The following is a 25,583-nucleotide window of genomic DNA, read 5'->3' on the forward strand; positions in this document are numbered from 1 at the left end:
CCCTAACGTTAGCTGTTCATCTTCTCGATGGTGATCCCTAGGTTAGGATCCAACCGCAGTCGCCATTTGCCAACTTGAGCCCAGCCTTCGGCGTTCAAGACAACGTAGCGACAGTTACGCAGCAAAGCAGATGTCCAAGTTTTGGGGTTTTCCCGCCTCAGCACCTCCTTTACAAGCTCCTGGCGGGAAGCAATGCGAACACTGTGGGCCAGTAGCCTACGAATCATCGGCAGGCTGGGCTCAGTTTCTAGATCCACTGGATCGTGAGAGCCGGGAAAGACTAAACCGGTCTTCCCTTGTTGCAAGAAAATTGTCGCCACCGAAGGCTGCCCAAGTCTGGTAACGGCAGCGATAGTGCTTTCGTCATCCTCTTTTTTTAGGTAGGTAAACTGTTCGGGCCTCACATCAGCATTTGGCGGTGGGATCTTTACTTCATTAGCTCGAGATCTTTTAGCATCCTCTTCTTCAACTTTGTACTTTTCCAAAGACTCTCGCCAATCTTGAGCATGAACGGTTTCCAATGCTTCGGGGATAGGCATCTCCAAGTCATATACCGATTCGATTAGGTCGTCGATTTCTTCAGGCAGTTGCACGTTGCAACGCTCTCTTAGAGCCAGCCAACTGCGTAGGAGAATGTGCCGATCGTAGATAGAGCTGCTCTCCCGAAAATTAGCCTTGCCCTCCTCGGCTAGCTCTGGTTCCACTATCCACAAGTAGGGAGCAGATAGCTCAGGTGGTCGCTTGTCCCGCGGATGGCGGTGGAGCCGCCCAGAGCGCTGTAGGAGAAGATCAATGGGAGCGGGATCGCTGATCATTAAGTCAAAATCCACATCCAAGCTTTGCTCAATGACCTGGGTTGCCACCAAAACAAAACGAGAGGGACGGAGATGTCCATTTTTGCCGAATCTCTCCAGGCATTGCTTCTCAATCTGCTCTCGATCTTTGAATAAAAAGCGCCCGTGAAACAGGCCCAATTCTTCCGGCGGAAAATACTTCTGGAGATGCTGAAACACCCACTGGGCGCGATCTACCGTTGAGCAGATAACAGCAACGCACCCGCCCCCTTTGGAAAGCACTTGCGAGAGTTCTGCGGGCCACTGGTCATCCCTGACCCAGCGGATCCCCAATTGACGGCGCACATGCTCGGAAGGAGCAAAAGACTGAGCTAGGGCCGCTCCAGAAGCTAGGGCTGTGATGCGAGGGTAAGGGGCATTAGGTGAGTCGGGCGGGGTCTGTCCACAGCCTCTGGCATAGGCAGCCAGCAATCGTTGGCGGGTACCGGCGGGCAAGGTGGCCGAGAGGGCGATCACGGGGGATCCCAAAACGGCTGCCCACTCCAAAAATCGCTCCAGGAGAGTGCTGGTGTAGAGGTCGTAGGCGTGGATCTCGTCCAGGATGATGATGCGGCCTGCCAGACCAAACAGGCGGACAAACTGGTGGCGGGCCCGTACTGCTCCCATCAGAGCCTGATCAAGGGTGCCCACCCCGTAAGGGCTGAGCAGCGTCCGCTTGCGGGCAGTGTGCCACTCGCTGGCAAAAACGCCTTTGCCCTCCTGGTCATAAACCTGATCCAGGCGACAGACGGTGTCCAGGTAATCTTCTTTGAGAGCTGCTGCCCCATGGCTGAGGGTTAGGTTTACGATGGCATCGGGATAGCGCTTTTGCAAAAATGACTTGACGCGCTCGAACATGGCGTTGCTGGTTGCCTGGGTAGGCAGGCCGATGTAAAAGCCACCGGCTCCGGCTTGATGCTGCAGGTGGTCGGCCAGGTAGAGCGCAGCTTCGGTTTTGCCCTCTCCCATGGCGGCCTCGACAATGACCAAGCAGGGTGGAGCCAGCCTGTCCTTCAGGTTAATGGCTGCCAATTGCAGCGGTCGCGGCTCGCTGATGAAGTCAAAGAGAGCCTGAAAAGTAAGAGGGCTGTCTGTGGGGGGCGCAATCCAACCCTGGGCTTTCAGGGCTTGTTGGGCCTTTTCGGCTATTCCTTGAGCGTAGGTCTCGAAGGGCTCGTCGTTGGCGTAGGGAAAACTCTCCGTATTCGAGGCAATCCAGTCGGCAACGGTTGCCAGGCCGGCCAAGATCATGGCGGCGGAATTGCTGCAGCGGGCAGGGATCCCCTCCCTCTTCAGCCCAACAAAATCTTGTAGTTGCTGGAAGATCTCTCGACGAAATGGGATCCACTCCCCTCGACCGACATCGTCGGGGGAGAGACTTTGAATATCCTGAAGTCCCGGGAAAAAGCCATGATGACCGCCGACAATAGCTGACAATTTTTGGGCCAGTTTCTTGGGCAGCCCCAGCTCTTCCAGAAAGCCGGGCAAGGTTGCGGCGGTAACCGTTCCATGAGGGGCTGCTTGGCCAGTGTTGGGATAGCTGCGCCACAGGTCGTAGAGACGGGATCCCACCAGCGCTTTTCCCACCTCGCTCACTTGAAATTGAAAGGCAGGACTGACTTTGCCTAGGTCGTGACACCCTGCCATGAACCCGCAAAAGCGAGCTAAGGGATCCCCTTCCAGCCCCAATCCTACTGAGAGCTGCTGACGAGCAAGGGGGCTAAGGTAGGTTTGCACGATCTCCATGGCCACAGCTGCCGTATCGGCTAGGTGGCAGAGGACGGGATGGTACAGAGGTCGGCCATCTTCTCGCAACTGTCCCTGTCCGGTCTTGGCCCAAAATCGGGACTTGCTCATCGCTAGGGCTCCTCGTCAACGTACTGCCGGCTCATCTCGCAGATCTCTTGCCGCATCATGTCCACCAAATCCGGAGGCTCCAGCACTCTGGCTCCTCTGCCGTAGCCCAGCACCCAGCGCTTTACATCATTCATCCCCCGCACGGTTATGCGCAGAATCAGGGATCCGTCTGGGTTTTCTTCAATGACCTGGGTCGGATGCCAGCGCCGCTCCCGAATGAAGGGTGCCGTTTGGGCGTCAAACCAAATTCTTACCTGGCGAGGGATCCCGCCCGCCTCATGCTGAAAAATCATCGCCAGATGGGCTTTGGGATCGAAAGTCGGGTCGATCTCAAAAGTTTCCGGCAGGGTTTTGAGAGCCAGGATCCGATCTACCCGGAACCAGCGCACTTCTTGTCTTTTGTGGCACCAGCCAATCACGTAGGGATTGGTGCCGCGGTAGATGTGCAAGAGATAGGGATCCAACTCCCGTTCCGACACTTGATCGCCTCGGCTGGCGGTGCGATAGCGCATCCACACTCGTCTTTTCTCCCGACAGGCATCCTCCAACCGCTGCCAAATCTCCCAATCCAGATGGGTTTCTGCCCCTGCCCGAAAGATGAGCCGCTCATCGGCTAGCTGCTGGAGATCCAGCCACTCCTGCTCTGGAAGCCGTTGCGCCAACCGCCCAATTGCCGAGCGCAACTGCGGGGCATAGGCCGATCCGGCGTAGGCTTCCAGCATTCTCGCTCCCAAAGTCAGGGCAAACAGCTCCCCCTTAGTGAGGGGTATCGTCGGCAAGCGCCATTCCCGATCAGTGTAGTGATACCCTTTTTCACGGCTGACTTTGATGGGGGCTTGAAAGCGATCCTTCAAGAAACTAATATCCGCTCGAACTGTTCGTTCACCTATTTTCGGGCTGGAGGCCCGCACCATAGCCGCAGGCTTGGTGCCGGGAGGAAAGCCCGCCTGCTAGTCAAAGCCTGGATGAGCTACAATAAGCCCATGAGCCAGATTATCTCTGTACGTTGCAAGCTGATAGTCCCACAAGAGTTGCGTCAAGAAATTGACCGCACTTTGCAGGGCTTTGCGAATGCTTGCAACCAGATTCTCGACACCGCCAAACAAAAGAACTGCTGGAACACCGCCAAGCTGCACCACTTGGTTTATAGGCCAGTGAGAGCGGCAACGGGGTTGAAAGCCAACCACGTCTGTCAGGCGCTCCGCCGTGTGATTAGCAACGCCAAAGCGGTGAAACAAGTCCACAAGTTTCGCCCCACCAGCCTGACTTTGGATGTGCGTACTTTTAAGTACCGAGAGTCCGACCAAGCCGTGGGCGTGACCCTGATGAGCGGAGGGGTTTGGCTCAAGCTCAAGATTGGCGGTTATCAAATCGCTTTGCTGCGGGGGCAAACGCCCACCAGCGCTACTCTGTCCAAGACCAAGCAAGGGGACTACTACATCAACATTGCGGTTGAGTTGGACACTCCCCCGACCGGTAAAACTCCAAAGGTAATCGGAGTTGACTTGGGCAGGCGGGATATCGCCACCGCTAGCAACGGACGCTCTTGGAGTGGAGAACACATCCAGGCCGTCCGTGACCGGTTCAGCCGTGTACGCGCCAAGGTTCAATCCAAACGCACTCGCAGCTCTAGGAGGCTGTTGAGAAGGCTCTCTGGGAGAGAACGGCGCTACCAGACATGGCTGAACCATAACATCAGCAAAACCTTGGTCAGGGATGCCCAGGCTATTGGTGCGGCACTGGCTTTTGAGGACTTGACAGACATCCGAGAGCGCTTGAATCAGAAACCTCGGAGTAAAGCTGAGCGCCGCAGAACCAATAACTGGGCGTTCTACCAACTCAGGATGTTTGTGACCTACAAGGCTGCCATTGCTGGAGTGCCTGTGGTGCTGGTGCCGCCTGCCTACACGTCGCAGACCTGCCATAAATGCCTGCACATCCACCCTGAGCAGGGTAAGTCCTACCGCAGCGGCAAGTTGTTCAAGTGTGGACACTGCGGGTGGGAAGGGGATGCTGACTATAACGCTGCTCAAGTAATCTCTCTCCTTGGGGCGACTGTAAACTCGCCTGAAATTCCGAAACTTAGCTGTCCTCTGGGTCAGCTAGGGATTGGGATAAGGCCCGCACCCTGCGCATAGCGCGGGTGTCGGGTAGTTTACTTACCTCCAAAGCCTCAGCCAGCGAAGCGGCTGTCTTTCGCTGTCCGGAGCGCAGCAGCATATCTAGCTTCAGGATCCGCTCTATCTGACGTAGCATTGCTTACCTTGGCCAGGATGAGCGCATTCTAAACAACTCACCTGGCAAAAATACTTCCGACTTCTCTAAAGATTTGCTGAAGGCTGAAACTTCTTGGGGACGGGGATCAGCATGAACCCCAATTGGACAGGCTAGACAGAGCGGAGAGCGACCTCTGAGGCTGCCTAGCCGGCCTGGCTGCGCAACTGCCGTAGCAGCCGCTCGAACTCTTCCGGCAGAGGGGCGGTAACCTGCAGCGGCTGGCCGGTGCGCGGGTGGACAAAGGAGAGCTTCCAGGCATGCAGAGCTTGGCCGCTGAGTTTGACGGGGCTGGTTTTGCTCTGGGTGTAGAGGGGATCCCCGACAATGGGCAGGCGCAGGTGGGCGGCGTGCACCCGAATTTGATGGGTGCGCCCGGTCTCCAGCTCAAACTGCATCAGGGTGTAGTTGCCCAGGCGCTCCAGCACCTGCCAGTGGGTTACCGCCGCTCGCCCTTGGCCGGGGGGCACAACCGCCATCTTCTGGCGATCCACCGGGTGGCGGCCAATGGGGGCAGAGATGGTACCTTGGCTTTGGGCTGGCCGGCCAAACACCACCCCTAGGTAGATGCGCCGAGCGGTCTTGGCTTGAATCTGAGCCTGCAGGTGCTGGTGGGCCTGATCGTGTTTGGCGATCACCAGGGCGCCGGTGGTGTCCTTGTCGAGGCGATGGACGATCCCCGGACGCTGCTCGCCGTTGATCCCAGAAAGGCGAGGACAGTGGGCCAGCAGTGCATGCACTAGGGTGCCGCTGGCATGTCCAGGAGCCGGGTGCACCACCAGGCCGCGCGGCTTGTTGATGACAAGCAGATCCTCATCTTCATAGAGGATATCTAAGGGGATCCGCTCCGGCTGCAAGGGGGTGGGGGTGGCCGGCGGGATCCGCACCTCGATTTGATCCCCGGCCTGCAGGGGGCGATCCTTATCCAGGCAGGGCTGGCCGTTCAGCCAAACTTGGCCCTGGCGGATAAGCTGCTGCAGGCGCGAGCGCGACAGCTCCGGCAGTTGTTCTGCCAACCCCCGATCCAGCCGCAAGCCCTGCTGTTTTTCCGTCACTCTTACCTGGCGAATTGCTGCCACCGGATCCCTGAGGCCTTCCATTTGCCCTGTTTCCGCAAACTGCTGCTTTGAAAACATGGTGGCAGAGCGGTTACTTTTGCATTAGGTAAAAAAGGTCGAAGATTTGTGTCAGCTTTCTCAGCAGGATCTTGGCAGGATTGGCTTTGTGTCATCTCCTTCTCAGGTTTCTCTAGGGGGCTGTGCCGGGATTTTAACCAGAGAAAAACCCTCAGTACAGTGGGGGTATAGCTCCTTAAAGCCGGGCCAGATTCTGGCTGGGGAAAGTTTCTTGCTACACGCAAGTGTTGCAGCACTTATTGCACAGTTGGTCCGCTGGGTACAAGGAGGCAAGGCATGTTGGATGGAGCAACGCTGGGATCCCAACTTCAACAGCCCTCTCAACGCCAGCTTGGCTCAGAGCCGCCCTTGGTTGTGCCCCTCACCGAAGTGGGGCTGCGGGACGTGGCCCAGGTGGGCGGGAAAAACGCCTCCTTGGGAGAAATGCTGCAGCAGCTAGCCCCCAAAGGGATCCGCGTGCCCCTGGGGTTTGCCACCACCGCCCATGCCTACCGCCAGTTCATTGCCGCTGGCGGCCTCGAGGAGAAGCTGCGGGAGATCTTCAAGGACCTAGACATCGAGGATGTGCGGGACCTGCGCGAGCGGGGCAAAGCTGCCCGCACCTTGATCCTGCAGACACCTTTCCCACTGGAGCTGGAGCAGGCCATTGCCGAAGCCTACCAGAAGCTGTGCGAGCGCTACGGCCCTGACACCGATGTGGCGGTGCGCTCCAGCGCCACCGCCGAAGACCTGCCGGATGCCAGCTTTGCCGGCCAGCAGGAGACCTACCTCAACGTGCACGGGATCAAGGCGGTGCTGCAGGCCTGCCACCGCTGCTTTGCCAGCCTGTTTACCGACCGGGCCATCTCCTACCGCCAGATCAAGGGCTTTGACCACTTCCAGGTGGCCCTCTCGGTGGGGGTACAGAAGATGGTGCGCTCGGACTTGGCCTGTTCGGGGGTGATGTTCTCCATCGACCCAGAAACGGGCTTTAAAGACGCGGTGCTGATCACCGCCGCCTACGGGCTGGGGGAAAACGTGGTGCAAGGGATCGTCAACCCCGACGAGTACGTGGTCTTCAAGCCCACCCTCCAGCAGGGGCGGCGGCCCATCCTCTCCCGCAAGCTGGGCAGCAAGGCCCTGAAGCTGGTCTACGACGAGGAGGGATCCCGTTCCACCAAAAACGTACCCGTCCCCGAGAGCCTGCGCCGGCAATATGCCCTCAAGGACGACGAGATCCTAGAGCTGGCTCGCTGGGCCTGCCTCATCGAAGAGCACTACTCGGCGCTGCGGGGCCGCTTCACCCCCATGGACATCGAGTGGGCCAAAGACGGGATCAGCGGCGAGCTGTTCATCGTCCAGGCCCGCCCTGAGACGGTGCAATCCCAAAAGGCCGCCAACCGCCTCAAGACCTATCGCTTTACCCAGCCGCAGGCCCGCCCAGAACCCCTGGTGCGGGGACGAGCAGTGGGAGAGGCCATTGGCCAGGGCACGGCCCGCGTCATTTTGGATGTGCGCCGCTCGGATCAGTTCCAAGCCGGCGAGGTGCTGGTGACGGAGAAAACAGATCCCGACTGGGAGCCGATCATGAAAAAGGCCAGCGCCATTGTCACCAACCAAGGGGGGCGCACCTGCCATGCGGCCATCATCGCCCGCGAGCTGGGGATCCCGGCCATTGTTGGCTGCGGCAGCGCCACGCAAGTACTCCGCTCCGGCAATCCCATCACCATCTCCTGCGCCGAAGGGGAGGAAGGGCGCGTCTATCCTGGCTTGCTGTCCTATGAAGTTACAGAGATCCCCCTCGAGGAGCTGCCCCGCCCCCGCACCCAACTGATGATGAACGTGGGCAACCCGGAAAAAGCCTTTGGCCTCAGCGAGATCCCTTGCGATGGCGTGGGTCTGGCGCGGCTGGAGTTCATCATCGCCAACCACATCCAGGTGCACCCTCTAGCGTTGGTTCACTACGAGGAGGCGGTCAAGGAGGAGCCGCGCCTGGCAGAGCTCACCGCCCAGTATTCTGACAAGCCGGAGTACTTTGTGGACAAGCTGGCCCAGGGAGTGGCCACCATCGCCGCCGCCTTCTACCCCAAGCCGGTGATCGTGCGGCTGTCGGACTTCAAGAGCAACGAATACGCCCACCTGCTGGGCGGAGCCCGCTACGAGCCCCACGAGGAAAACCCGATGATTGGCTGGCGGGGGGCCTCCCGCTACACGGATCCCCGCTACCGCGACGGCTTTGCGCTGGAGTGCCGGGCCATGAAACGGGTGCGGGACGAGATGGGCCTGGCCAACGTCATCTTGATGATCCCCTTCTGCCGCACCCCCGAAGAGGGACACAGGGTGCTGGAGGAGATGGCCCGCCACGGCCTGGTGCGGGGGGAAAACGGCCTGCAGGTGTACGTCATGTGCGAGCTGCCCAGCAACGTCATCCTGGCCGACGAGTTCTGCCAGATCTTCGACGGCTTCTCCATCGGCTCCAACGACCTCACCCAGCTTACCCTGGGGTTGGACCGCGACTCGGCCCTGGTGGCCCATCTTTTTGACGAGCGCCACGAGGCCGTTAAGCGGCTGATCGCCCAGGTAATCCAGACGGTGAAAAGCCACGGGCGCAAGATCGGCATCTGTGGACAAGCCCCCAGCGACTACCCCGACTTTGCCCGCTTCCTGGTGCAGCAGGGGATCGACTCCATCAGCCTCAACCCGGATTCCCTGCTGAAAACCCTGTTGGTGGTGGCCGAGGCAGAAGCTGGCCGATAGGCCCAGGGGGCGGCGCCGGGATCCCGTCTGCTGGGTTACAATCTTCTCTGCTGTGTTGCCATCCCCGCCATGATCCACGAACTCTCCATGCCGGCCCTCAGCTCCACCATGGAAACGGGCAAGATCGTCGCCTGGCTGAAAAACCCCGGCGACCGGGTGGAGAAAGGGGAAAACATCCTGGTGGTGGAGTCGGACAAGGCGGACATGGACGTGGAGTCCTTCCACAGCGGCATTCTGGCCAGCATCCTCATCCCAGCAGGGGAATCGGCGCCGGTGGGCGCCCCCATCGCCCTCATTGCCGAAACCGAAGCGGAGGTGGCCGAGGCCCAAGAGCGAGCCAAGGCCCTCTCTAAGGGTGCTCTACCGGCAACTGCACCTACTGCAGTCCCCACCCCCACAGTTCAACAGCCAACCCCTGTCCCTGCGGCGATCCCCACCCCCACCCTTCCAACTGGCTCCAACGGGGCCGGATCCCAGCGGATCCTGGCTTCCCCACGGGCGAAAAAATTGGCAGAAAGCCTGGGGATCGACCTGCGCACGGTGCGCGGCTCCGGCCCTGGTGGGCGCATCGTGGCCGAAGATGTGGAGCGGGCTGCAGCTCAGGCCGCCTCTACGCAAGCGGCAGCTCCCCCCCCTGTCTCTGCGGCTGCCCCGTTGGGAGAAGTGGTTCCCTTGAGCACGTTGCAGGCGGCGGTGGTGCGCAACATGAACGCCAGCTTGGGCGTGCCGGTGTTCCACGTCGGCTACACCATCACCACCGACAGCCTGGATCAGCTTTACCAACAGGTGAAGCCCAAAGGGGTAACCCTGACGGCCCTTTTGGTGAAAGCGGTGGCCCTGACCCTAGAAAAGCATCCCCTCCTCAACGCCAGCTACACGGAAAACGGGATCCACTACAAAGCCGAGATCAACATTGCCGTGGCGGTGGCCATGGAAGACGGCGGCCTGATCACCCCTGTGCTCAAGCAGGCCAACCGGACCGATCTCTACGAGATCTCCCGCCGCTGGAAGGATCTGGTGGAGCGGGCGCGGCGCAAGCAACTGCAGCCGGAGGAGTACAACAGCGGCACCTTTACCCTCTCCAACCTGGGCATGTTTGGGGTGGATCGCTTCGACGCCATCCTGCCTCCCAACCAAGGAGCTATTTTGGCCGTCGGCGCTGCTCGCCCCACCGTGGTGGCCACACCAGAAAAAGCCATTGCCATCCGCTCCCAGATGCAGGTCAACCTCACCTGTGACCACCGCGTTATTTACGGCGCCCACGCGGCGGCCTTCTTGCAAGATCTGGCCCAGTTGTTAGAACAAAAGGTGGGATCCCTGACGCTGTAGAAGCTCAATAAGTGGGCAGGCTGGGATCCACCTCAAGAGCCCAGGCGTGGATGCCGACGCTAATGTTGTGGGTGCAGAGGACGAGAGCTGAGCAATCTCGGTCAAGCTCTGCCAGAATCCGCTCGCGCTACTCTCGGTACTAAAGCCAAGGGCACTGAGGTTGGCTAGCTCTGGCTCTACCGGTTCTCGCACATCGATGAGTTGCAGTGGGGCAGCCCCAGGATCTCTTAAGCGGGCAGCCAGCTGTTGGGCGCGACCGGGCGAATGAAAGAGGACATGGCTGACCTGTAACTTATCTGGATCCGTTCCTAGGATATACCGGCTCAGCATCTGCTCTGGGCTGCTTGCAAGTGGTCGTGGTTGGCCGACAACGCTAGAACTTCAAATTTCCCTACTGATTGCAGACCCTCTGCCAAGATCCCCTTTAGGAGGCTCTGCTTGAGAAGATTGATCCCAGGGGTCTATCGGGGCTCTGGGTGTCTTCAGTTCTGATAGGCTTGACCAATAGGAACTTGCCAAGGATCTTCCACCGATGGAAGGACTTCGTCCTACAAACGGCCAAGTATCCCAATCTATCTGGCCAGTTCGTTCCCTTTTGCTGACTCTGTTGGCAGGGATCGCTTTCGGCTGTGGAGGAGGCACAGGCAACTTTCCCCCTCTGCCGTCGCCAGGTAGTGGATCTGTCGTCCTGCAAGTGGATCCGGCCAGGGGCCCCTTTACCAAGGTGGCTGATGCCGTTGCAGAAGCGCAGCGGCTGCAAAATGCCACAGCAGGACTAGAGGTGCTGATCCAGATTTTGGGGGCAGGTAGAGAGAGGCTGCAGGGCAACCTGGCCCTAGATGGGGGCGACGGCACCAACGGCGGACGGGTTCGCATCACCAGCTCCGCAGCCTACGAGATCCTGACCGGACCCTTCGACCTGATTGTAGCTAGCCAAACCAGCCTACAGGGGGTGGATGTGGTGCTAGAAGGTGGGCGCGTTCAGGTGAACAACGGCAACTTTCAGCCGAGCAAGGTAACTCTCAACGATCCCCGCTCCAACATCTTGGTCAATGGCAATGCTGCGGTTCTGGAGGGGGTTCTGGGCCAGCTGGCTCAGATCTTTTGCCGGCAATTTTCGGATCCTTGTGTGCAGATCTCTGGCAATGGCCGGGTCGCGAGCATCTCATCCACCGTCAGCAAAGCTGGTGGTGTGGGTATAGGCACTGTGCCAGGTAGTAACCCTACCATTGAAAACAGCACAATCCTCCTGCAGGCTGTGCGGGCTTTGGCTGTTCGCTATAGCGACAACTCTGGCGGGGTTTTCCGTAACAACCAGATTGAGGGGGATCCAGCCACTGCTGCAACTGCTGCGCCAGTGCAGGCTCGGCAAGCAGCTACCGACGGCACAACTGGGATCCAGCTGGATGGAGCGGGGTCGGCACCGGCCATCCAATTTAATAGGATCGGTGTTGGCAGAATAGCTGGCAGTGTTGGTATCCGCATTTTGCAAGGAAGCCAAGCTCGTACTATTTCCGACAATACGTTCATAACCCGCGGTGAAGGCATGGGGGTAGGGATTCAAGTGGTAGCTGGCACTCCGGAGACAGTAGTTGCTGCCTACTTGGCCAACAACCGCTTCCAGGGGAACTTTCCTGAAAGGATCAGCGTTGGCCCTGTGCCCACGCCCACTCCAGAACTGACACCCACACCTACCCCAGGACTGATACCCACGCCTACGCCGGAACCGACACCTAGGCTGACTCCAACGCCCATCCCAGCGCCAACACCCAGGCCAACTCCAAGGCTCACCCCAACTCCGGCGCCCACGCCCACTCCAGAACTGACACCCACACCTACCCCAGGACTGATACCCACGCCTACGCCGGAACCGACACCTAGGCTGACTCCAACGCCTATCCCAGCGCCAATACCCAGGCCAACGCCAACGCCCACGCCGACGCTAACGCCTACTCCTGCCGGTGTGACGATCACTATCCCAGGCCTGCCTGCTGGTGCTACAGTAACGGTGACAGGAGCAGGAGGTTCCCCCGCTATTGCCACCTCCACCTCGGTGTCTGGAGATGTGGCTATCTTCCCCACTTCCTTTACCATCCCCTTTGGCGGCCAGATCCGGGTGACTCCCGCCATTCCTTCACCTGGGCCGATCAGGGTCGGCGGTACTACCCTTACAATCTTCGACAACACCACTAACCCTGGCAGCACCACCTACTTCAACCTCGGCCCTGCCATTTCGGTGAACTAGCTTGGGGTTGGCTCCAGAAGGGCACTCGATTTCCACTTAGAAGGCGCTAGGTGGCAGCCGGTCGCCTTTCTTACCGGCTTTTGCTGACGATTTCTGTCTCCTAGAGAGGGGGTGAAGACCTCGGTCGCCGTCAAGGATGAAGTGTTGCCGTTTGCAATCTGCGCCCGCAGCACAAACAAGAACGGCAACAAAGAGAGGGAATTAGCCTGGGCCCAAGCCTCTTGGAGTGAAGAAGGCGTCTTGTCAACTACTCAAGAGAGCTGCCTATGCCTATTAGTTAGACTGCTCTGCAGCAGTTTTGTCCTCTTTTGCTTCTGCTGCTTTAGCCGCTCTCATCTCTGCCAAAATCTCTTCGGGTCGCTTCCCAGCTCGCTGGGATCCGGTAGGCAGGTCGTGCGGGTCAATAACCCCTTTGGGCAGGTAGGCAAACTCCCGTAGAGGTGTCACCATTGGATCCTCTGTTACTTTGGAAGGCAGGCGACCTAGCGCCACCTGATGGTAGTTCAGCTCGTGGCGGTCGTAGGTGGCTAGCTCATAATCTTCGGTAACCGAGAGGCAATTGGTGGGGCAAAACTCTACGCAGTTGGCGCAGAAAATGCATACTCCAAAATCGATGCTGTAGCTGTAGAGCTCTTTTTTCTTCAGCTCGGTGTTGTAGACCCAGTCCACCACGGGCAGGTCGATGGGGCAAACCCGAACACAGATTTCACAGGCGATGCATTTATCAAACTCAAAATGGATACGTCCCCGAAAGCGCTCAGAGGGGATCAGCTTCTCAAAGGGATACTGGACAGTTACAGGCCGGCGGTTCATATGGTCGAAGACCACTCCCATCCCCTGACCGATGTACTTGGCTGCTTTGAAGGCATCGCTTACGTATTCGCCAACGCGCTTGAGAAAAGTCATGGCCTGTCCTCTCCCTCTCTCGCTTTCTTTACTTTTCATTCAACCCCCGAAAACGCTCGGGAAGGCAAGTTTCAAAGCCGCCGTCAACAGCAAATTCACAAACGAGACGGGCAGCAGAAATTTCCACCCCAAATCCAACAGCTGGTCAATGCGCACCCGCGGCAGGGTCCAGCGCAAGAGGATGGCCAAAAACACAAAGATAAAAGCCTTGACCATCGTCATGAGAATGCCCAACACCGCCGCGCCGATCTGCAAAAAGGGGTTGTCCAACGGGATCCCGAGCCAGGCGGCAATTGTTTCCACCGGCACCACAAACGACCAGCCGCCCAAGTACAACACCGCCGCAATGAGAGAGGCCAGCAGCAAGTTGGCGTAGGATCCCAGGTAAAACAGGGCAAATTTCATGCCGGAGTACTCCGTCTGGTAGCCGGCCACCAGCTCCTCTTCGGCTTCCGGCAAATCAAAGGGGATCCGTTCGGTTTCCGCCAGCGCCGAGATCAGGAAAATGACAAAGCCAATCGGCTGCCGCCACACGTTCCAACTGAGGATCCCCAGCCCACTCTGCTGCTCCACGATCCCCACGGTGTCCAGGCCGTTGCTCATCAGCACCACCGCCAGCACTGACAAGGCCAAGGGCAGTTCGTAGCTAATTGACTGGGCCGCCGCCCGCAGCCCCCCCAGCAGAGAATACTTGTTGTTGGAGCCGTAGCCCGACATCAACAGGCCGATGGGCTGCACGCTGGAGGTGGCGATCAAGAAAAACACCCCGATGGCGATGTTGGAGATCAATAGGTTCTGGCCGAAGGGAACCACCAGATAACACAAAAAGACCGGCAGGAAAACCAGGATCGGCCCCAGCGTGAACAAAACTGGGTCGGCCAAGCTGGGCAGCACATCTTCCTTCGTTAAGAGCTTGATGCCATCGGCAATCGGGATCAGTACCCCGTGGGGCCCAGCCATGTTGGGGCCAATCCGCTGTTGGGCCGCCGCCGAGATCTTGCGCTCTAGCCAGGTCATGACCATCACTCCCAAGGTGGCGGCGATGACCATGAGCAACATGGGCAAAGGTACCCACAAAGCGTGGGCAGCGCCTGGGCTCAGGCCCAAGTTTTGCAGGGCTGTTTCAAAACCAAGCTGTAGGTCAATGCCGGCGGCTGTCATGGGGTTGAGTGGCTCCCTAGAGACGGTGAGTCAAAAAAGGCACTGGAGTCTGTGGATCTAATAACTAGGCTTTGCCGTTGGGATCCGACTGAGGGGGACGGTGGCGGCGGCGCAGCTCCTGCTGAATGATGGCCTGCAGGCGGGCGTCGGATAACTCTTCGGCGCGGCGGCGCCTTTCTTCTTGGTACTTGGCCCATTGCTTGGGACCGATAATCGCGGCAATAGTTACGACAATCAGGAGCGGCAGAAGCAAGATCGCCCAGGCCATCGCCCTTGTCCTCCCTTTCCTACGAGTATCTTAGCGATCCACCTCCCCCATAATGATGTCGATGCTGCCCAAGATGGCGATCATGTCGGCCACCTTCATGCCGCGAATGAGCTGAGGCAACACCTGCAGGTTGACAAAGCCGGGTGGACGGATCTTCCAGCGCCACGGACAGACGTTGTCGTCGCCGACGATGTAAATGCCCAGCTCCCCTTTGGCGCTCTCCACCCGTACGTAGGCCTCTCCTTTGGGGATCTTGAAGTTGGCCGAGGGCTTTTTGCTGATGAACTGGTAGTCGCCCTTGTTCCACTCCGACTTTGGCCCCTCCAGCATGCGCTTGGCTTCCAGATTTTCAAAGGGGCCACCGGGCAGGGCCTTCACCGCCTGCTGCACAATTTTGCAGGACTCGCGCATCTCCTTCATGCGCACTCGATAGCGGGCCAGGCAATCCCCCTCTGGGTAAACCGCCACCTCCCAGTCGAAGTCGTCGTAGCACTCGTAGTGATCCACCTTGCGCAGATCCCAGTTGACGCCGCAGGCCCGCAGCATGGGCCCAGACAGGCCCCAGTTGATGGCATCTTGCTTGGAGATGACCCCTATCCCTTCCAGCCGCCGGCGGAAGATGGGGTTGTCGGTAACCAGCCGCTCGTACTCATCTACCTTGGGCAGGAAGTACTCGCAAAAATCGAGGCATTTTTCCGTCCAGCCGTAGGGCAGATCCACCGCCACGCCCCCGACGCGGAAGTAGTTGTTGTTGATGAGGCGCATGCCGGTGACGGCTTCAAACAAATCCAAGATCCACTCCCGCTCCCGCATGGCGTAGAGGAAGGGGGTTTGGGCGCCCAGGTCGGCCAAGAAGGGGCCAAACCAGAGCAGGTGGTTGGTGATGCGGGTCAGCTCCAACATGATCACCCGCAGGTAGCTGGCCCGCCGGGGCACCGGGATCCCAGCCAGTTTCTCGACGGCGTTGACGGTGATGGCCTCGTTGAACATGCCGGCACCGTAGTCCCAGCGGGAGACGTAGGGCAGGTACTGCACCACGGTGCGGTTTTCGGCAATTTTTTCCATGCCGCGGTGCAGATAGCCAATCACCGGCTCGCAGTCGACGATGTTTTCGCCATCGAGGGTGACCAGCAGGCGCAAGACCCCGTGCATAGAAGGATGGTGCGGCCCAAAGTTGAGCAGCATCCGGTCAGTACGGGTCTCGATCATGGGCATGGGCATGGCCGCCGCCTCCGCAACTGAAGAATGTTTATGGTCTGCAACATTTGCAGTATAGCGGCTTTCCCGCGGTTCCTCGAGCTCTCGGGCCATCAGGGATCCCAATTCTTGCTATTGAGGAGCTCTTGATGACTCAGCTAACGTGAAAAAAAGGAGGGAGAGCAATGGCTGGTTCCCCTACAAACAGCTCCTCTCGACGGGAGCAGCAGCATCCGCAATACGACACCGATCGGGCTCTTCTCAACGAGCTGATGGCCCAAGTGCAGGAGAGCCCCCCCTCGGATTGGGTGCTGGCCGAAGTGGCCCGTCTGCGCATCCGCTACCACGGCTTTCCCGGCGCCTGGGATCTGCAGCGGGATTTGGATCAGATCTTGGAACAGTGGGGCCTGAGCGAAGAGGAGCTGTTTGCCCGCACCCGCCAGATCCACGCCGGCGGCCAGGTCTACGGCCGCAGCTTCAGTACACGGGATGACTGGGCCTAGGCAGCAGCCTTTATGGAAGGGTGTCTATCCTTCTGTCCCCTTTTTTGGCAAAAGAGGGGAGTTCCTCCATCCTTCATCAGCACCTGGGAAACTAGGAAGCCTGGAGCTGCTCGGCAAAGATGGGATCCAGAGGCACATCCAAAGCGGCGATGACCTTGGTCCAGAAGTTCATAAAGCCAATCCAGGCCGAGAGCTCCACCAGATCTTCGTCTGACCAAATGGTTTTGAGGCGGGCAAAGAAGCTGTCGGTCACCACCATGCTGGGCACGGTCATGCGCTCGGCGTACTCGATGGCCAGCTTCTCGGCTTCGGTGTAGAGGGCGCTGGTGCGGGCCTGGGCCACCGCGGCAATTTTGGCCGGGGAGGCGCCGTACTTTTGCGCCTGCAGGGTGTGGTAGGGCAGGCAGTAGTGGCGGCAGCCGTTGATCTGGGCAATGCGGATGCTGACCAGCTCTTTTAGCTCCTCGGGCAGGTTGGGGTTGTCGGTGTGCAGCGCTCCGTACAGGTTCATCACCGCCCGCATCAGCTGCGGCTTGTGGGCCATTACCTGTAGCGGGTTGAGGGCGGTGCCATAGGTTTTTTCTAGGCTTTCGTAAACCTTCTGCAGTTGCTTGTCGGCTTTTTCCGGAGGAACAGGAGGGATCCGCATGGATGATCTATAAAAAATTGCAGCATTCTCGACTTTAGCGCGTTTGGGGGATATCTCCTCCTGCCCGCCACAACTAATTGCCCAAGGACTGCTCGAGGGCTTCTACCTGCTGTTGGGTAGCTGTAGCCCCTTGGTTGAGGGTTTGCTGGAGCTGTTCCCGCGATTGGTAGATCTGCAGCGGCCCTCCCTGGGGGATCCCTTGCTGGGCGGCTTCTGGGCTGGCCTGCTCTGGACTTGGCTCTGAACTGAGCGGGTTGCGGTAGAGCCGGTTCACCACCAGAAAGCCCACCAGCACTACGGCAGTTGCCACCAAAAGTCGAACCATACCCGGATCCCTTGCAAGCGTCTAGTTCTAGAATGCCCAAAAAGAGTATCAGGTATCAGAGGTCGGGCAAAATGGCGCAGACTGCTCAGCCGGTGCGGGTTGGCATTGGCGGCCCGATGGGATCCGGGAAGACCGCCCTGGTGGAAAAGCTCTGTCTGGCACTGCGGGATCCCTTGTCTTTGGCCGTGGAGACTAATATACCCGCGAAGATGCCGAGTTTTTGGTGCGGGCCAAGGCGCTGGCGGCGGAGCGGATCATCGGCGTGGAGACCGGCGGCTGTCCCCACACGGCCATTCAGGAAGACGCCTCCCTCAACCTCGATGCCATTCAGGAGCTGGAGCGCCGCTTCTGTCCCCTGAATCCCATCTTGGTGGAATCGGGAGGGGATAACTTGGCGGCCACCTTCAGCCCAGAGCTGGTGGATGCCTGCATCTATGTTATTGATGTGGCCGAAGGGGACAAGATCCCGCGCAAGGGGGGCCGGGGATCACCCGCTCCGACCTGCTGGTGATCAACAGGATCGACCTGGCGCCCTATGTGGGGGCGGACTTGGGGGTGATGGAACGGGATGCCCGCCGCATTCGGGGAGACAGGCCCTTTGTCTTTACCAACCTGCGCACGGGCGAGGGACTGGATCAGATCCTGAGCTGGCTGAAGCGGGAGGTGCTCTTTTGCCCCATCCAGGCTAACTCCCCCTCTGTAAGCCGCCTGTGACCTTCGGCAAGGCCCTCTTGAAGATCAGCCGCCAAGGCGAACATGCCCGCATTTGGGAGTATTCTCAGGCCCCCCTGCAATGGCTGGGATCCCCCGGTGAGCCGCCCCTCTATTACCTGCGCAACCCCAACGGCGGCCTGCTGGGCGGGGATCGCCACCGCATCGCGATCGAGCTGGGGGCAGGCGCAGGGCTGGCAATTCGCACCCAGGGGGCAACCCGCCTCCACCCCGGCCTGATCCGGCAACAGGCCAAGGTCAAGCTGGCCCCCACCAGCCAACTGATCTGGATCCCTCACCCGACCATTCCCGGCGCAGGAGCAGACTTCCGCCAACAGGTGCAGATCGAGCTGGATCCCAGTGCCCGCCTGGCCTATGCCGAGATCTGGACGGCCGGGCGGCTGGCCATGGGGGAATGCTGGCAGTTTCGGCGCCTTTCCAGCAGCTTGCGGGTTTGGGTCGCTGCCGGGAGCCCATCTGCTAGCCGCCAGAAAAAGCTCTGGCTGCAAGAACACATCGATCTCCGCTTTCCCCACCAGCATGTCTCCACCGCGTCGGTGCTGGGATCCCATCTCTGCTGGGGATCCCTGTATTTGCTGGGGGACTGGCCGGAACCCACTTGGCCGACCGTTCACGTCAGCGGGACAGAATCCCCACACTGGCTGGTCAAGTCTCCGGATCCCGTCTGTCAGGGCTGGATCCTGCGCCAGGTGGGGCCACAGGCAGAGGCCATCTGGCAGCAGTTCGGCCAGGTTGTGCAACAGCTTGCCGCGGCCCAGAGAAGCTCAAGCCAGGGGTGGTAGGCTAGGGCTGGCTTCACCCGACCCGTTGCCCGAGATCATGAACGCGGCCCGACGCATTATCAAACGTTCTGTTCGCAAGGGACGAAGTCGCTGGCTGCTCCTCTACGAAAGAGGAATGGCTCTGCTGGCCCTGGGCAACCTGTGCTGGGTGCTCTTCGACCTCAGCTACGTGCCCTGGCGGGACTTTTGGCTCCAGGGGCGGGTGCAGATCTTCGGCGCCTTTGGCCCTCCCATTCCCCTGCCCATCCTCTCCCAACAGACCAGCCGCTCCCCGGTAACCGACCTGTATGACCCGGTGAAAGGCATTGAGCCCAACCCGGAAACCCAGCGCTACTTGGCCCTGGTGGATGAGCTGCGCCAGGTCACCCTGCGCTTTGGGGTGGAGTCGGAAGCGGCGGCGCCGCTCCTGGCCCGCTTGCGGCAACTGAGCGACGAGATGATCGAGACCAACCCCTTTCAGGCCGCCAACAAAACCGGCCAGTTTGTGCGCATCCTCAACTTGATGCGGGAGCACATCCCCGGAGCCGACTCGGCCAGGGCCGCCTTCGCCCGCTTCTGGACTGCCGAATACTTGGCCAGCGTCGATCCCAAAGACGGGATCGAATTTTTCCAGGCCCGGCTGCGCCCCCTCTTCGAGACCAACTACTCCCGCCCCATCGGCGAGAGCGGCAGCCCCGTGGACTTTTTTCCGCTGCTGGATTTTCCCTTTGTGTTGCTGTTTGGGCTGGAATTTGTCCTGCGCACGGTGGCCATCAGCCGCCGCTACACCGGCGTCAATTGGCTGGATGCCATGCTCTGGCGCTGGTACGATGTGCTGCTGCTGTTGCCCTTTTGGCGCTGGCTGCGGGTGATCCCCGTCACCATCCGGCTGGGACAGGCGCAGTTGCTGGATCTGGAGCGGGTCCGGGCCCAGGTAAGCCAGGGCTTTGTCACCAACTTCGCCGAAGACCTGACCGAGGTCATCGTCGTGCGGGTGATCAACCAAATCCAGGCATCCATCCAGCGGGGATCCCTGCCCCTGCTGCCGGCAGCCAATCCCTCCCGCAGCTACATCGACCTCAACGAGATCAACGAGCTGGAAGCCATTGCCAACCTGGTTTTTCGCACCGTCCTCTACCGCGTCTTGCCCCAGGTTCAGCCGGAGGTGGAGCAATGGCTCCGCTACAACCTGGATGGCCTGCTCAAACAACTCCCCGCCCTGCAAACCCTGGAACGGCTGCCCGGCCTCGGATCCCTGCCCAGCCAACTGACGGAGCGCCTGGCCGGCGAGCTGACCACCACCACCTACAAAGCCTTGACCAACAGCTTCGAGGATCCCGTCGGCTCCAAGCTGGTGGCCCAACTGTTGCGGCGATTTGGCGAAGTCTTGGCAGGTGAACTTACCCAGCAACATGCTCTGGATGAGATCCGCTCCCTGCTGCAAGACTTGCTGGAAGAGATCAAGATCAACTACGTAGAGCGCCTCTCCCAGGAAGATCTGGAGGAGGTGATGGAGCAAACCCGCAAGCTGCGGCAAAAAGCCCAGCAACTCGAGCAAGCCCGCGGCGCGTAGGGGTGGTTGACGAGGTTTCGCCGGTTCAGTAGGATAATGGTTCAAGCCTGGGCGAGTGGCGGAACTGGTAGACGCACCGCACTCAAAATGCGGCGGGAAACCGTGTCGGTTCGAATCCGACCTTGCCCATGGCAAAGCGACTCTAGCCTTGGCGTTTGCTCTTGAGAAGGAGCTGCCTCCATCGACAGGATCCCACTCCGGCAACTGGCTTTTCCGAGCTACGTAAACTACCCGGCTCCGACCGCCCCCCCTTCTCTCCCAACCCCCCGTATACGGGGGGCAGGGGGATTGAGGGGGGTACAGTGCGGGGCTGCTGCGGCTTCTAGCTGAGGGGTTCCGGTTAGATGGCAGCCCAGAAGCCTGCAAAGCCGTGAAGGGTACCTTGCCGATTGCCTGGGGAACCTGGGCTCCTTTGGGGGATGGCAAGCTGGCGGTGGCCTTTGGGGTCTTTTGCTAGGGAGAGGGAGAAAGCTCCCCGCCGGCTGATCCCAAGCGGCGCACCAGTTGCCAACCCTCTACCTCGGCCAAAGGCTGCAGCCCCAAATCCTGGAGCGATAGCTGCTGAGCTTGGACGGGAGAGACCCACAGGTAATCCCCATGTTCTCCTGCTTGCAGGGCGGCGTCATCCACCCATCGCCCTGGGTTGGGGGTGTAAAAGGCGATGGCCTGGGCCTGACAGACATCTGGCAGACCACTGCGGCCAATGTCCACTACGGGGAAATCGCCCTTGTCAGAGCCCAGCATCTGTTTCCAGTCCAGCTGGGCAAAGGCAGGATTGAAATTGCCGAAGTCAGGCCGCAGGACAATGCTGACCAGGGCAAGGATGCTGGCAGCTAGGAGCGTGCCTACCCAGAGTTCGCCGGCATAGTGCAGCACCCGCCGCCAGCTCCAGAGCACCGGCAAGAGCAGATACAACAGGCCGATTGCCACCAACGACCAGGCATGGGGTTGGAGCAGCTCCAGTCCCTCGACGTCCCGCCTGACGGCCACCCCCAAACCCAAAAGCAGCGTCCCCACCGCCGCCAGCCCCCAGGAGAGCACCTGGGCTAGGGGGGGTTTATTTCGCCGAGAACCTCGTTCCGCTGTTGCCACCGAGCCGGTGCGGAGCGGAAACGGCAGAGCTTGATCGAGGACTACCCCCGCCAGGAGAGCCAGCCAGGGATAGAGCTGTACCGTGTAGTAGGGGGTTTTGGTGGGGTAGAGCTGCAAGAGCAAAAACAACAGCAGGGGGAAAGACCAAACCAGCAGGGTGGATCCCGGCTTTTGCCGCAGCAGCAGCCAGCCTCCCACCAAGGCCAAAACTGTCCAAGGGAAGCCATGGATCGGGATGTGCCAAAAGTAGTACCAGCCGCTGGCATCGGCATGGAAAGGTTCTCGCCCCAGATCCCACACCTTCCCCACCAAGGTGGTCAGCACCTTTGTGCCGTACACCCCCATGGCCGGCACCAGCCAGAGGCCGAAGATCCCCAGGCCCAGCAAAAGCCCCAGCCAAAAGGAAGCGGCTCCCAGCCAGTGCCGCCGCTGCTGCCACAAGTAGGGGATCACCGCTGCCGCCGGCACTAGGATCATGGCGCTTTTCATCAACAGGCCCAGCCCAAAGGCCGCCCCCGTCAGCCAGAACCAGCGTCGGTGGCCGCGGCTGCCGTTGACCAGGGCCAGGATCCCCAAGAGCTCCAGACAGGTCAAGGGCACATCCTGCCCCACCAGCCGCCCCTGCTGCACCCAGAGGTAGCAGAGGGGCAAAACCGCCATGCCCAAGAGGGCCGCCCGGGTTGGCAAAAAGGCTCGCCCAATCCAGCCCACCAGAGGAATAGAAAGCAGAGCCGCCAGGATCCCGGGCAGCCGCGCCGCCCATTCGTTGATGCCGTAGAGGGCAAAGCTGAGGGCCACGCTCCAGGTGAGCAGAGGGGGTTTCTCGAAAAAAGGCTCCCCCAAAAAAGTCGGCCCCAGCCAGTTGCTCCCCCGCAGCAGCTCGCGGGCCATCTGGGCATAAAAGCTCTCGTCGCAGCCGGCCAAACTGGGATCCGCCCCCGAGAGCACAAACAGCGGCACTGCCAGGCCCATGATCACCAGGCTCAGGCCCCAAAAGGACAGCAGGTGCGGGTCGCGGCGAAACTGCACAAAAGAGCTGGATCCGGGCAGGGATCCCCCGCCAGGAGAACTGCCCAAACGGTTGGGGTTGCCGAAAGGACGCATGAACAAGCCCTCTGGAACGACACCAAGTAGCCGCTCTGACCAGACTAAACTCTGCGACAAGGGATCTGGCCTTTTTTTAGCGCTACGCACCACTGACGCGAAGGGGAAGCTCCAGGGATCCAGAGGCGCTCTCCAGCTTATCTGCCAGACAGGTCAAGCCCTGAAACCAGCATGGGGTTGCAGGTGCAGTTCGACCATAGTAGAAGTTCTCCCCCGTCGGTGAACTCCCAAAACTCAGCCCTGGTGGATCGCAGCTCTTGGCAGATGCTCTCAACAGCCTCGACAACACCGAGGTGGCCACCAGTTCTTGCAGAGCCTCTGCATCCTTCCCGCCCCCACCGGTTTCAGGCGGCGAGGGCGACGCCCAACCCAATTGGGAGCTGTGGGTATCTCGTTCACGGTGGCTCTGCCCAGCAAGGGGCTGCCTCAATACTCACTTAGCAGAGCTTCCACAAACTCGTAGCTGGAAAAAGGCCGCAGGTCCTCCAGCCCTTCGCCGGCGCCGATAAAGCGGATGGGCAAGTGCATCTGCTGGGTAATGGCCAGGGCAATCCCCCCCTTGGCGGTGCTGTCCAGCTTGGTGAGGATGACGCCGGTTAGCTTGGCCACTTCGGCAAACACCTGGGCCTGGCGCAGGCCGTTTTGCCCTTGGGTGGCATCCAAGACCAAGAGGCTTTCCACCTTGGCTTCGGGAGCTTTCTTGTCAATGATGCGGCGGATCTTGGCCAGCTCCTCCATCAGGTTTTTCTTGTTTTGCAGGCGGCCTGCCGTATCCACCAGCAGCAGCTCCGTACCTCTGGCCTTGGCGGCGTTGATGGCATCAAACACCACGGCTGCCGGGTCGGCATTGGGAGACGGGTTGGCGATGACCTCCACCCCCGCCCGTTCTGCCCAGATCTTGAGCTGCTCGACGGCAGCAGCGCGGAAGGTATCGGCGGCAGCAATTAGACACTGGTAGCCGGACTCGCGGGCCACATGGGCAATTTTGCCGATGGTGGTGGTCTTGCCCACCCCATTCACGCCGACGATCAGCCAAATGTTGAGCCTGCCCCGCTGCGGCGCAAAGGTGGGATCCCCTACTGTCAGCATCTGGCGCATCTGCTGCTTGAGGTACTTCACCGCCTCCTCGGGGGGCACCACCTCCTCGCGCATGCGTTTTTGCAGGGCCTGGATGATCTGCTCAGTGGCCTCAACTCCCACATCCGCCTGCAGCAGCATCGTCTCAATTGTTTCGACCGCCTCTTGATCAAGAGGCCCCCGGCCTATTAGAGCCTTTAACTGGTTGATCAGGTTGAGGCGGGTTTTGCCCAAGCCTCGCCGCAGCTTTTGCAGCCAGGAGATCTCTTCTACGGAGATCTCTTCGGGCTTGCGCCCTTGGGCTGCCAGGATCTCGGCTGACCAGCGAAAGCCCTCGTCGAAAACCACCTCTTCCGCCGCCGGCTCTGGGGGCGGGGCAGCCACGGCTGCCGCCATTGGCTCCGGTTCCTCCACAGCGGTTGCCTTTAGGGCTTGCAGGCGCTCGGCAGCACGGGGGGCCAGATCAAAGAAGGAGGCCGCAGCAGCCGACTGCTCAGGAGGCGATGGGGGAGAGACTGCCTCAGTTGCTGCAACTGCTGGGGCAGAGCCCTCGCTTGCAGGCGATTCTGCTGCAGGGGTGGCTGGGGAGACAACCTTTGCTTGAGTGGCTTGGGCAGCAGCTCGCGCTTTCAGGTTGGCATAGGCGGCCTTGGCAAAAGCCAAATAGTCCTCCGGCGACATCGCTGCCGACTCTGCCGCTGGGGGAGGCGTCGACTCGGCATTTGGGGGAGAAGATTCTGCTTCGCCCTTGAAGTCGGTGTAGCGACGGCGAAACCAATCGAAGGCCATAATCCCACCTCTACTTTTGTTTTCCAGTTTGGCAGAGCAGCTCTCTTTCGGGAGCGCGGCTCTGCAATCCTGGGGAACGGCGCAGCTCCTTCAAGCGAACACCACAGTCTTGTTGTGGTAGACCAGCACGCGATTTTCCAGGTGATAGCGCACGGCCCGGGCCAGGACTAGGCGCTCCATGTCGCGGCCCTTGCGAATGAGGTCGGCTACTGTGTCGCGGTGACTTACCCGCACCACGTCCTGCTCGATGATCGGCCCTTCGTCCAGCTCCTCGGTGGCGTAGTGGGCGGTGGCGCCGATGATCTTGACGCCCCGCTGGTGGGCACGCTGGTAGGGGTTGGCGCCGGCAAAAGCAGGCAGCGTAGAGTGGTGAATGTTGATCACCGGGGGCGCCTGGCGGAGCAGCCACCCGCTCAAGACCTGCATGTACTTGGCCAAGACCACCAGGTCAATGCGATATTCCTGCAACAGGGCGAGCTGGCGGGCCTCTGCCTCGGCCTTGTTCTCCGGAGAAACAGGGATGTGGTAGTAGTCAATGCCAAAAGAGCGGGCCAGCGGCTCCAAATCGGGATGGTTGCTGATGATCAAAGGAATCTCCGCCAGCAGCTCCCCAGCCCTCTGCCGCCAGATGAGATCCAGCAGACAGTGGGGCTGCTTGCTAACCCACACCGCAATGCGCCGGCGCGTGTCGGAAAAATGCAGCTCCCAGTTGGCCTGGATCCCGCGGGCAATCCCAGAGAAAGCGGGGACAATCTCCGAGCGTTCCAAGCGAAAGCCCTCTAGGTCCCACTCGATGCGGCTCAGGAACAGCCCTGCCTCGAGATCTGTGTGGTGGTCGGCGTGAAGAATGTTGCCGCCGTAACTGTAGATAAAGTTAGAGAGCTTGGCTACCAGCCCTTTTTGATCGGGGCAAGAGACCAACAGGGTGGCCGTGGGCATAGAGGCGCAAAGAGCTCGCCCCTTTACCCTAGGGCCTGGATCGGTCTCCGAGCAAGCACCCCTGGCCAAGGGGTTTCAGTCCTGTCGGTTGATCTCC

General features: G+C 60.0%; 19 protein-coding genes, 1 tRNA gene and 1 pseudogene. 9 read left to right on the forward strand and 12 right to left on the reverse strand.

Going from position 1 to position 25,583, the window contains the following annotated elements:
* Positions 1–8: 8 nt before the first annotated feature.
* Positions 9–2,690, reverse strand: a complete 2,682-nt coding sequence (gene cas3, locus ACVW0R_RS02485) for a CRISPR-associated helicase Cas3' (RefSeq protein ID WP_457501584.1) — start codon at positions 2,688–2,690, stop codon at positions 9–11.
* Positions 2,691–2,692: 2 nt separating this feature from the next.
* Positions 2,693–3,544, reverse strand: coding sequence for a helix-turn-helix transcriptional regulator (locus tag ACVW0R_RS02490; protein ID WP_228375428.1), 852 nt, complete (start codon positions 3,542–3,544; stop codon positions 2,693–2,695).
* 129 nt (positions 3,545–3,673) lie between these two features.
* Between ACVW0R_RS02490 and ACVW0R_RS02495 the strand changes: the two genes are divergently transcribed.
* Positions 3,674–4,828 carry an RNA-guided endonuclease InsQ/TnpB family protein gene (locus ACVW0R_RS02495; RefSeq protein ID WP_457501585.1) on the forward strand — a complete coding sequence of 385 codons (1,155 nt, stop codon included), beginning with the start codon at positions 3,674–3,676 and terminating at the stop codon, positions 4,826–4,828.
* Between the two features lie 282 nt (positions 4,829–5,110).
* Here the strand turns inward: ACVW0R_RS02495 and ACVW0R_RS02500 are convergent, their stop codons facing one another.
* The gene (locus tag ACVW0R_RS02500) at positions 5,111–6,064 is read right to left on the reverse strand and encodes an RluA family pseudouridine synthase (protein ID WP_099884588.1); all 954 of its coding nucleotides are present in this window, start codon (positions 6,062–6,064) and stop codon (positions 5,111–5,113) included.
* Between the two features lie 312 nt (positions 6,065–6,376).
* Here ACVW0R_RS02500 and ppsA point away from each other — a divergent pair, with 312 nt between their 5' ends.
* The 3 genes from ppsA (at position 6,377) to ACVW0R_RS02515 (ending at position 12,410) form a co-directional block, all read left to right on the forward strand.
* Positions 6,377–8,836 carry a phosphoenolpyruvate synthase gene (ppsA, locus tag ACVW0R_RS02505; protein WP_457501586.1) on the forward strand — a complete coding sequence of 820 codons (2,460 nt, stop codon included), beginning with the start codon at positions 6,377–6,379 and terminating at the stop codon, positions 8,834–8,836.
* A gap of 69 nt (positions 8,837–8,905) precedes the next feature.
* On the forward strand, positions 8,906–10,165 hold the full coding sequence (locus tag ACVW0R_RS02510; RefSeq protein WP_099812373.1) for a dihydrolipoamide acetyltransferase family protein: 1,260 nt from the start codon (positions 8,906–8,908) through the stop codon (positions 10,163–10,165).
* A gap of 724 nt (positions 10,166–10,889) precedes the next feature.
* Entirely contained in the window at positions 10,890–12,410 is a 1,521-nt protein-coding gene (locus ACVW0R_RS02515) for a right-handed parallel beta-helix repeat-containing protein (RefSeq protein WP_457501587.1), read from the forward strand.
* Positions 12,411–12,683: 273 nt separating this feature from the next.
* Here ACVW0R_RS02515 and ndhI read toward each other — a convergent pair whose 3' ends face one another.
* The 4 genes from ndhI to ACVW0R_RS02535 all read right to left on the reverse strand — a co-directional run bounded on the left by ndhI (position 12,684) and on the right by ACVW0R_RS02535 (position 15,960).
* Positions 12,684–13,316 (reverse strand): NAD(P)H-quinone oxidoreductase subunit I, encoded by a 633-nt coding sequence (ndhI, locus tag ACVW0R_RS02520; protein ID WP_011429638.1) that lies wholly within the window; start codon positions 13,314–13,316, stop codon positions 12,684–12,686.
* A gap of 39 nt (positions 13,317–13,355) precedes the next feature.
* Positions 13,356–14,477 carry an NADH-quinone oxidoreductase subunit NuoH gene (gene nuoH, locus ACVW0R_RS02525; protein ID WP_099812370.1) on the reverse strand — a complete coding sequence of 374 codons (1,122 nt, stop codon included), beginning with the start codon at positions 14,475–14,477 and terminating at the stop codon, positions 13,356–13,358.
* A 64-nt stretch (positions 14,478–14,541) separates the two neighbouring features.
* On the reverse strand, positions 14,542–14,745 hold the full coding sequence (locus ACVW0R_RS02530) for a hypothetical protein (protein WP_011429640.1): 204 nt from the start codon (positions 14,743–14,745) through the stop codon (positions 14,542–14,544).
* 30 nt (positions 14,746–14,775) lie between these two features.
* Entirely contained in the window at positions 14,776–15,960 is a 1,185-nt protein-coding gene (locus ACVW0R_RS02535) for an NAD(P)H-quinone oxidoreductase subunit H (RefSeq protein WP_011429641.1), read from the reverse strand.
* A 167-nt stretch (positions 15,961–16,127) separates the two neighbouring features.
* On the opposite strand from ACVW0R_RS02535, the gene ACVW0R_RS02540 reads away from it, so the two are divergent.
* Complete coding sequence (locus tag ACVW0R_RS02540) at positions 16,128–16,445, forward strand: DUF3288 family protein (protein WP_457501588.1); 318 nt, start codon at positions 16,128–16,130, stop codon at positions 16,443–16,445.
* A 91-nt stretch (positions 16,446–16,536) separates the two neighbouring features.
* On the opposite strand, the gene ACVW0R_RS02545 is transcribed toward ACVW0R_RS02540, so the two are convergent.
* Both ACVW0R_RS02545 and ACVW0R_RS02550 read right to left on the reverse strand, forming a co-directional pair.
* Positions 16,537–17,094, reverse strand: coding sequence for a carboxymuconolactone decarboxylase family protein (locus ACVW0R_RS02545; protein WP_457501589.1), 558 nt, complete (start codon positions 17,092–17,094; stop codon positions 16,537–16,539).
* 73 nt (positions 17,095–17,167) lie between these two features.
* Positions 17,168–17,419 (reverse strand): hypothetical protein, encoded by a 252-nt coding sequence (locus tag ACVW0R_RS02550; RefSeq protein WP_011429644.1) that lies wholly within the window; start codon positions 17,417–17,419, stop codon positions 17,168–17,170.
* 71 nt (positions 17,420–17,490) lie between these two features.
* On the opposite strand from ACVW0R_RS02550, the pseudogene ureG reads away from it, so the two are divergent.
* From ureG to ACVW0R_RS02570, 4 genes and pseudogenes are all read left to right on the forward strand, one after another.
* Positions 17,491–18,133: pseudogene (gene ureG, locus ACVW0R_RS02555) on the forward strand (urease accessory protein UreG).
* On the forward strand, positions 18,130–18,933 hold the full coding sequence (locus tag ACVW0R_RS02560; RefSeq protein WP_099812369.1) for an urease accessory protein UreD: 804 nt from the start codon (positions 18,130–18,132) through the stop codon (positions 18,931–18,933). Before ureG ends, ACVW0R_RS02560 begins: the two are co-directional and overlap by 4 nt.
* A 37-nt stretch (positions 18,934–18,970) precedes the next feature.
* Positions 18,971–20,485, forward strand: a complete 1,515-nt coding sequence (locus ACVW0R_RS02565) for a hypothetical protein (protein ID WP_457501590.1) — start codon at positions 18,971–18,973, stop codon at positions 20,483–20,485.
* Between the two features lie 49 nt (positions 20,486–20,534).
* Positions 20,535–20,614, forward strand: a tRNA-Leu gene (locus ACVW0R_RS02570).
* Between the two features lie 324 nt (positions 20,615–20,938).
* Here the strand turns inward: ACVW0R_RS02570 and ACVW0R_RS02575 are convergent.
* The 3 genes from ACVW0R_RS02575 to purU form a co-directional block, all read right to left on the reverse strand.
* Positions 20,939–22,681 (reverse strand): ArnT family glycosyltransferase, encoded by a 1,743-nt coding sequence (locus ACVW0R_RS02575; RefSeq protein WP_457501602.1) that lies wholly within the window; start codon positions 22,679–22,681, stop codon positions 20,939–20,941.
* Positions 22,682–23,107: 426 nt separating this feature from the next.
* The gene (gene ftsY, locus ACVW0R_RS02580; protein ID WP_414402747.1) at positions 23,108–24,547 is read right to left on the reverse strand and encodes a signal recognition particle-docking protein FtsY; all 1,440 of its coding nucleotides are present in this window, start codon (positions 24,545–24,547) and stop codon (positions 23,108–23,110) included.
* 90 nt (positions 24,548–24,637) lie between these two features.
* Positions 24,638–25,486: a formyltetrahydrofolate deformylase gene (gene purU / locus ACVW0R_RS02585; protein ID WP_099812366.1), complete on the reverse strand. Its 849-nt coding sequence runs from the start codon at positions 25,484–25,486 to the stop codon at positions 24,638–24,640.
* Positions 25,487–25,583: the final 97 nt, after the last annotated feature.

This window comes from Thermostichus sp. MS-CIW-15 (genome assembly GCF_054060575.1).